The sequence below is a fragment of the Paraburkholderia sp. J7 genome, from assembly GCF_905220155.1.
In the GTDB taxonomy this organism is placed as follows: domain Bacteria; phylum Pseudomonadota; class Gammaproteobacteria; order Burkholderiales; family Burkholderiaceae; genus Paraburkholderia.
In genome coordinates, this window is sequence record NZ_CAJMYZ010000057.1 from 1 (window position 1) to 8,513 (window position 8,513).

Here is an 8,513-nt window from a genome sequence, read left to right on the forward strand (position 1 = left end):
TGTGCCCGATACCTGAGCAAGCGCAGGAATGCTTGTAGCAGAGTCGGGACGGCGAGCCGGCGAACTCGCCGTGCTGCACTCGCCCGCTCGTTCCCTTCACTATCCGCAGATGGTCGGTCGCATAGCCACGATAAGCGACGCCTGTCGCGTCAGCGACGTTTTCCCGGTGCCGAGTGAGTGAATTTGTCAGATTCGCTCGCGGTGATCCGCCGCGGAAATCGCGGAGGGCATCAGCTTTGATTTGGCTGACACACCTTCGATGTCGGCGCCGATCCGTGTGTGACCGCTCAGGGATGCTGGCGGAACCAGACTGGCAGAGCGTCGAACGACGTGCATCGGCCGGTCACTGCCCGACGCGGTGGCCCGAAACCGACCCTGAACGGACCTTCCTCATCGATGGCGCGATGTCTGGTGTATAGCTCAAAGCAGTCGTCGTATCAGTGGTCAGTATTGGGAAATAGCCTCATCGATACATCACAAATGTCAAGGCAGCGAACGGCAACCGAAATCCAATCAGCGGTAGCAGAATTAATGGGCATGATTAGCGCTACAACGGACATCGTTAGCGGAATTTGCGAACTTCGACCGTTGCCCGTAGCATCAAACGTCATCTCCGCCCAGCGCAATCGCGCATACCATTGCGACACCAGAACAAATCTTGTGACTATCCCGTTTGCAACAGTTCTTCTCGACTGGGACAGCAAGGCTTTCACATAGCCTCATTGGAGTCTGATCGGCCGACTGGCAAACACATGTGCGACATTCTCACTCGGCTCAAAAACAGTTTGTAGCGGCGGGAACATTCGGTTGCATTCAGAAAAACGGAACCCAAGCCCCAGCAGAGACGTCCCAAACGTGAACCGAACCTGCTGCCGGGTCCACCTTGAATATGAAGCCTCCACTGCTCTGAACGGCGTCCATCAACGGCTGGCTTATGGTTCGAGTTCGAGGACTGGTTATGACGTTGAACGACGTCCCGGTGGACTTCGCTACGTCGGCCTGCGCCTGAAGCTGTCTCGTGTAGGACAGATTGATCACATCCTTTACATCGCCTATCGGCGTCTGGCCACCGGCATACACATCCGGAATGGTTGGCCACAAGGCGCCCGATCTGGTTTGCCCGAGAAGAACGGCGGCGTTCCCTTTTGCCGTGTTGCTGGGAAGTCCAAAGGTTGTCGTTACGGCTGACTGAAACGCGTTCCCACGCAACCGGTTAGCTTGCAAGATCGCGCCAGCCGATGGCGTTGAGGATGGCAGAGACGTCATCTTCGGAACACCGGCGCCGCCGCCGATACCGCCTGCTCCCATGAACCAAAATACCGGAGCCGTAACATGAGACTGGAAGTCCTGCGTGGACAGCCATGTCTTAGCGTATTCTAGCGCCGGCCCGACCTCCATGGCGGCGCCTTCCAGCGGCATCATGTCCTGCGCCGCCTGCCATTCCATTGAGAACGGGCTGTGCCTCATGGTGTCATCGACACCTATAACAAGCGCGAGTGGAATGTTTTCGACTGCACCCAACAAGTTCACCCAAGGCACAAGCACCTTGTTCAGGACGAAGTTGAGCGGTTTGTATCCTGTGTCGAGATGGGTTGTGGGCTGGATCAACCTGGGGTCCCCTGGAGGGAACGCCCACTCGGTTACCGTGGTCCAGTCCGGTGCAGCAGCATTCTGTGGCAGCGGTGGCGCCGCGGGCTGGATCGGTTGTTGATTGACAGGTGGTGGAGGCGGCACAGGTGCGATCGGTGACTGCGTCGTCTGACCGGATACGGAAGGAGCCTGCTGCACGGGCCCAATTTCTACCCGCTTATAGAATTTTGCCGTGTCATTGTAATACTCCATGTACACCACGCCGTCGACGATCACCCTGGCCACGGCGACCTCAATACCGTCGATCGAGGTTTTGCCCAGCTCCGTTCTGACCGGCGCGGTGGAGGTAGCGGACGACGTGGGCAGCGATGTCGAATCTCCATCATCCGGCGCGAAATTCTGAGCGCCGCTGAACGCAATGGCAGCCGCCCCCCCAGTGCGCAAGCCCGTGTTCGGATCTCCGGATGGCGGGTTCGTGTACGAGTCTACAACTTGACCGGTGAACTGGCTGAGGGCGCCGCCGACGTCCTGCGGGCCAACGACCCAGCTGGTCTGGACCGAATCAAACGGATTTGAAAGACCGTCTGAAACGGCTGTAGACAATAGATGCGCTGCACCGGATTCGATGTACGTGAGAACAGATTCGTTGATGGCAACTCCGAGCGCAGAAGATGCGTCCGTGCCGCTGAAATCCATTTCCGCGTCGGTTGGCGTCGGCTCGGAACCAAGCACGGATGAGGGAGTCGGGACGGATGTGGGAGACGTTGGTTGCGACGGCGGCCCAGAGGTCATGCTGCTGAAGCTCATCGAAGTTCTCGCTACAAGTCAAGTAATAGAAGCAGTCGTGTCGTCGTAGTCGAAATGATAGCCAAGGGGTAAGATTGAACTCCCCCCGCCGTCGAGGTTGTTGTATTCGACAACAACCTCCCATAGGTCGTCCTCCGTCAAGCCACGTACGGCTACAGCGTTCCCGGTGATTTTGGTGGTTGGTCCGGGAACGTCGAATAGCGTTGTCTCGAATGTCACACCTGCACCAATCGAAATGGGGCCCGGATACATGATCTTTGCTACAAGATAGACGACGTCGCTGTTCTCCACGCGGATCACGGGTTCGCCGGGCCTTACCATGTCGCCGAGATTCTTGAAGACACCAGTCACGGTGCCGTTAAACGGCGACATAAGAATTGTGTTCGCATAGGCGATCTGTGTTCGATAGACATCGCTATCGATCGAACTAAGTTCATTCGCAAACACAGCGGCAAGGAACGGAACGTTCTGCGCGAACATGAACGATGCGAAACGCTCGTCGATGAGGCTGATCTGGGCGCGTTCGTATTGTGCGAAGTTTTCGAGGTACGGCACCCTGTATCCGTAATCGGTATTCACGATCGTCTGATGCTCGGTCGCCGATGCAGAGCTTTGGGACGATTGCGCGCTATTGCCTTCTTCGAAGATCTCTTGCACCGGATCCCCTCCGCCGACAGTAGTCGCGGCGCCGGGCGCAGGCGGAGGAAAATGCGCGGCAGCGGTCATAAACTCGGCGGATTTCTGCGTGTTCTGGTCGGTCGTTGTTGAACTTCCAGTGCTGCTCAGCCTTGAGTCGAGAACGCTTTGTGTGTTCCTGACGACGTAGGTCCTGCTATCGTCGATGTAGGCGCTCTTGAGCAAATCGAATTGCTGTTGTGAGACATCGCTGAGGATTTCCAGCCGGGACGGTTTGGATCCGGTTGCTGCCGGCGAGTAGAATTGAGTGATCTTCGCGATCACATCCGGTGCGTTCGCGTATTTCGCATAAAATGCGTTCGCGCGTGAATTGACTGCTTTGCTTAGCGCCGCCTTGTTAGGTTCCGACCGTAGCGCGGCAAGAGCAAACTTCTGGACAGCGGTCTGAATCTCGAGGAAGTCGTACACCAGACGGGCAGGATGTCCGGGAACAGTCGGCATCGATCCAAGAAGTGCATAAAACGCCGTAAAATCGAATGCTTTCGCTTTTCCGCCGAGTTTCACATTCAACTCACCCAGTACGCCGCCTGCCTCGAAACAGAGATTCGAAGTCTGCGACGCTACGACACTAAGCGACACCACCTTTGCGGTTCCCATTGCAGCGCCCCTCGGTATTTAATGCTTGATTACACAGCACACGCTGCTCTCGGCGGTGCATGTCGCGAACACTCCGGATATCCCTTCGAGCGGGACGGAAACGCATTCTCCCGGTTGCAGGGAGCCCAGTGTGGTTTGGGTCCCGTTCGCAAGGCGCGTGCCAAACGAAATTGCCTCGCCAAAGGTGTCGTTGCGGAGGTGAAGTACAGGCTCTGATTTGAACGTCATGTTCTGTGTCAGTCCGGCCGAGCCCCATAAGAAAATTGTCCCTCGCACCCGAACTTCGTAGCTCGGAAGAGGCCAGTGAGCTTGATCGGCGCTGGTTGTAGATGACGATCGCATCTCTTTTACTCCCACGTAAAGTGGTTCGGAAAAAGGAAGTTTGTGAATGAGACGGTCATACTGACATCCAGCGCGCGCACGTAATACCACCAGCCAACAGGGGTAAAGAGAACCTCGCCTGGTTCCAGAACAACATCGATTACCGTCGCAAGGCGAAACTTTGGATAGGAATTCAGATCCGGACGACCGCAATCGACATCGCTAAAAATACCAACTCTGTTGTAAACGTACTGCCATTGTGAGGCGGGAATCAGGCGGTAAAGTCTTCGACCGCGAATTTGAGCCCATAGCACATTGCGCTTGTCGTGATGCAACGGCGTGACGGTGCCGGCGGGGCCAAACCACAACGAGCACTGCTGGGCAGTGATCGTCAAATCTAAATACTCTGGAAGAGCCGTTAAGTCCTTCAGGAGTGGCTGAGTTCCTGCTCGTTGAAAAAACGCGTTGTTGGCGACCATGCAGTAATCGTTGGTGGCCTTGCCACTATAGACCATGTCGATGTAGTCCGCGAAACGCACCTCTGTGCGATGCCTCATGTCGTTCAATTCGTAGAACGGATCGGCGTCGCGTCCCGTCATGATTTCGATTAGCTGCTCGCCGGCTATGTGCTTCAAATAGTCCGGCTTCCACAGGGTCATTGGCCGCCAGTCAGTCATCAACCCTTCGACGATGACCGGACGATTGGCAGCGTAGTAGCGGTCACGAAACTCATCGATGGACAGTTTCGAACGCCGTTCAACCACTTTGGCTTCTGAATTGAGACGAGCCAATCGTCCCTGCGTATTCAAGAGCGACGCGGCTTTGCCAAGTTGCCGCTGAGCCCGCGCAGCGCCAATCACATAGGGATCCGATGTCGCAGTTCGAACTTCTGCCAGTGCGGATGTGCGGCTGTATCCGGCACGAGTCAAAACATCGACGATTGCGTCGTCGGTGTCATTGCGCAGCTTGCTGTAAGCGATCCACTGCTTCCAGGCGGCGGGAATGCTTTCGAGGGGTTTTCGTATTGGTTCGCGTAGCGCGTCGTCTGTTTCGTGAAATGCTGGACCCTGCTCGAGATTGCCGCCGCCACATTTAAACGCCTCGTATCGCACAATCCATTCCTCGTTCCGGGCATTCGATTGCCGTTTAAGACGAGGCGGAGGTACTGGAACGGCATTCGCATTGGGCACGCCGAGCCATTTCAGAACACTCCGAATGGTTCCCGGGTAGTCAGATACCAGATCCTCGTAGTAGATAATCAATGGTGCGATATGGTTTTCCTCAAAATAGCAGCGCCATTTTGAATCGTTTTCCACTAGGGCCTGTTCGCGACGCGCAATGGCGTACGGATCATACTCGGGGTCGGTGTTGCGTCCTTCACCTGTATTGGGCGTCGCCGCACCATCCATTGACCACCACTCACCTGTGCGTGCCGCCAGCACGAACGAGATTGCCTGTCGGACCTTGTCACGACGCGTTAGCCACACGTATTTGGCCCGTGGAAAAAGCGCTGTCATCAAGTTCGGAGCCGCTAAGTCGTGCAGGCTCCCAAACGCATCCATCTTCCGGGGAAGTTCGGCCAGTTGGTAAAAGTGAAGTTTGATGCCGGAAATGCCGTTACTCGTCGTACTCTCGGCTCTTGCGATGTTAAGGTACTTCGCGAAGCTTAGATCTGTTGAAGTGTCCATGCGCCATCGGGCGCGATGTTGCTGTTCTTCAAGAATGTTGAACCACTCGCGTGGCTTTCCTGCTAGTGACGTCGATGTAAGTCCTTCGCTTAGCAGCCAACTGCCTGATCGCGGATTGGTACAAATAACGTATGTAGCCGTTGGAGCAATCCAAGGCACGCCTGGAACCGCTTCCATTTTATCGGGAAACACTGACACACGACCGCGTGCTCGCGACCGCGCGTAATGAAACATGGCCAGGCTCCGAGCGTTCATAAATGCCTTTCCCATTCGAGCGGTCGGATTTCATCTTAGTACATAGTCATCGAATCTAAAGAATCAAAATGGATCGATGCGCTTCTGGCGTTGGCCGACGGTTAATCGCAAAGCGCACGCGGATGGCTCAACGCCCCCTTGATTTGAAGAGAACTGGCGCTCGCGCGTCCTATAGTAGTAGCCGTATGTCTGCGTTATAGGGACAAGCGCCAGGCGGACTTTGGGCTTGTCCGGTCAATGAGGAGCGCGCAATGGATCCCGTGACGACCGCAATCATCGCGGCGCTTGCCTCTGGCGCCAGCAGTGCAATTCCGGAGGTGGCCAGGAAAGGCATTACGGATGGTTATGAAGGCCTCAAGGCGTTACTGAAGAAGAAATTTGGGACTGACAGCGACGTCGTAGGGGCAGTCGAAAAGCTGGAGAGCAAGCCTGAGTCCGAGGGGCGACAGAAAGTGGCGGAGGAGGAACTATCCGCGGCTGGGGCGTCTTCTGACGCAGAGCTCATTCGCGTCGCGACCGCACTCCTCGATCAGATCAAGAGCCACCCTGGCGGCACGCATTACGCCCAGATCGCCCAAGGCAGCAACATTGCGCAGGCCAGTGAAGGCGGCACAGCCACCGTCAAGGTGACCGGGTGGCGGGGCCCGAAAGACGAGGACAAGAACGATGGCTAAACCACAACCCTTGCAGCAGGCTACCGGTTGCGGCATCGCGCAGGCCGCCCCTGGTGGGACAGCGAACGTCGTCATTGGATGGACTCCGGAGGCACTGCAGAAGCTCGGTTTGATGGTGATTGAGCAGAAAAGGGACATTGAGCGCGAGAAGGCACTCAGGGACTTGGGTGCGCAGCTGAACGTCAGCACGGAGGCCCTAGTCGGGTTCTTCCGCATCTTGAATGTAAATGAGGTCCCACCCGAAAAGCTGACAGCGACGCTCATGGAGATCGCACGGCGGCACAGGGAGATGCTGCAACGGCTCGGCAGTCTCGATCCTGAGGATCCCGCCGTCAACGCGCTGGTTGACGAAGCCCGTGGCGTGATTGACCGGGCTGATTCCGAAGCCGCCTACGACAGGGCTGACCAGTTGCTCGCAGAGGCGGAAGCACTGGATGTGCAGGCGATCCAGCGTGCTGAAACGGCCGCTCAGGAGGCTCTAGCTGTCGCAAACCGGCGGCGCCTCAACGCGGCGAGTACCCGCCTCGAGCGCGGTGAGCTGAGTCTGACGCGCTTGGACTACCTGCAGGCCGCGCTGCATTTCAATGCTGCCGCCGACCAGCTTCCCTCTGAAGAGGACTCGTTGCGAGCGAAGTATCTAAATCGATGCGCCAACGCACTGTTTCGCAATGGGGACGAGAAAGGCGATAACGGAGCGCTGTTTCAGGCCATCGGTGTGTATCGCCAAGCGCTGGATCGCTGTCCGCGCGAGCGCGTCCCGCTGGAATGGGCGGCGGTGCAGACCAACCTCGGGGCCGCTCTCGCGACGTTGGGGGGCCGCGAGAGCGGCGCGGCCCGGCTGGAGGAAGCGGTAGCGGCGTACCGCGCGGCGCTGGCCGAAAGTACGCGCGACCGCGCTCCGCTCGAGTGGGCAAGGACGCAGAGCAACCTGGGGGTCGCGCTCAAAAGCCTGGGCGAGCGGGAAAGCGGCACTGCCCGGCTGGAGGAAGCGGTGACGGCGTACCGCGCGGCCCTGGCCGAACACACGCGCGAGCGCGTCCCGCTGGAGTGGGCGAGGACCCAGAGCAACCTCGCGGGGGCACTCACAATCCTGGGCGGGCGCGAGAGCGGCACTGCCCGGCTGGAGGAAGCGGTGACGGCGTACCGCGCGGCGCTGACCGAAAACACGCGCGAACGCGTCCCGCTGGAGTGGGCGAGGACGCAGAGCAACCTCGGGGCCGCGCTCACAAGCCTGGGCGGGCGCGAGAGTGGCGCGGCCCGGTTGGAAGAGGCGGTGGCGGCGTTCCGCGCGGCGCTGGCCGAAGGCACGCGCGAGCGCGTCCCGCTGGAGTGGGCGGTGACCCAGAGCAACCTCGGGGCCGCGCTCGTGAGGCTGGGCGGGCGCGAGCGCGGCACGGCCCGGCTGGAAGAGGCGGTGGCGGCGTTCCGCGCAGCGCTGGCCGAACACACGCGCGAGCGCGTCCCGCTGGAGTGGGCGGCGACCCAGAGCAACCTCGGGGCCGCGCTCGCCACGCTGGGCGAGCGGGAAAGCGGCATGGCCCGGCTGGGGGAAGCCGTGGTGGCGTTTCGCGCGGCGCTGGCCGAAAACACGCGCGAGCGCGTGCCGCTGGAGTGGGCAGCGGTGCAGAGCAACCTCGGGCAGGCGCTCGCCACGCTGGGCGAACGGGAAAGCGGCACGGCCCGGCTGGAAGAAGCGGTGGCGGCGTACCGCGCGGCGCTGGCCGAACGCACGCGCGAGCGCGTCCCGCTGGAGTGGGCGAGGACTCAGGTCAACCTCGGGGTCGCGCTCGCGACGCTGAGCGACCGGGAAGGCAGCACGGCCCGGCTGGAGGAAGCGGCGACAGCATACCGCGCGGCACTGGTCGAATACACGCGCGAGCGCGTC

At 59.2% G+C, this 8,513-nt stretch carries 5 protein-coding genes; 2 read left to right on the plus strand and 3 right to left on the minus strand.

What is annotated here, in order from left to right; all coding sequences use genetic code 11:
- Positions 1–813: 813 nt before the first annotated feature.
- The 3 genes from U5A58_RS40155 to U5A58_RS40165 form a co-directional block, all read right to left on the minus strand.
- Complete coding sequence (locus U5A58_RS40155; protein ID WP_321965427.1) at positions 814–2,397, minus strand: putative toxin; 1,584 nt, start codon at positions 2,395–2,397, stop codon at positions 814–816.
- Positions 2,398–2,415: 18 nt separating this feature from the next.
- Positions 2,416–3,690, minus strand: a complete 1,275-nt coding sequence (locus tag U5A58_RS40160) for a hypothetical protein (protein ID WP_321965428.1) — start codon at positions 3,688–3,690, stop codon at positions 2,416–2,418.
- Between the two features lie 347 nt (positions 3,691–4,037).
- Complete coding sequence (locus tag U5A58_RS40165) at positions 4,038–5,933, minus strand: Stf0 family sulfotransferase (protein WP_321965429.1); 1,896 nt, start codon at positions 5,931–5,933, stop codon at positions 4,038–4,040.
- Between the two features lie 272 nt (positions 5,934–6,205).
- Here U5A58_RS40165 and U5A58_RS40170 point away from each other — a divergent pair, with 272 nt between their 5' ends.
- Both U5A58_RS40170 and U5A58_RS40175 read left to right on the plus strand, forming a co-directional pair.
- Positions 6,206–6,628: a hypothetical protein gene (locus U5A58_RS40170; protein ID WP_321965430.1), complete on the plus strand. Its 423-nt coding sequence runs from the start codon at positions 6,206–6,208 to the stop codon at positions 6,626–6,628.
- Positions 6,621–8,513, plus strand: a 1,893-nt coding sequence (locus tag U5A58_RS40175; protein WP_321965431.1) for a tetratricopeptide repeat protein, incomplete at its 3' end; no start/stop codon positions are given. The genes U5A58_RS40170 and U5A58_RS40175, both read left to right, overlap by 8 nt.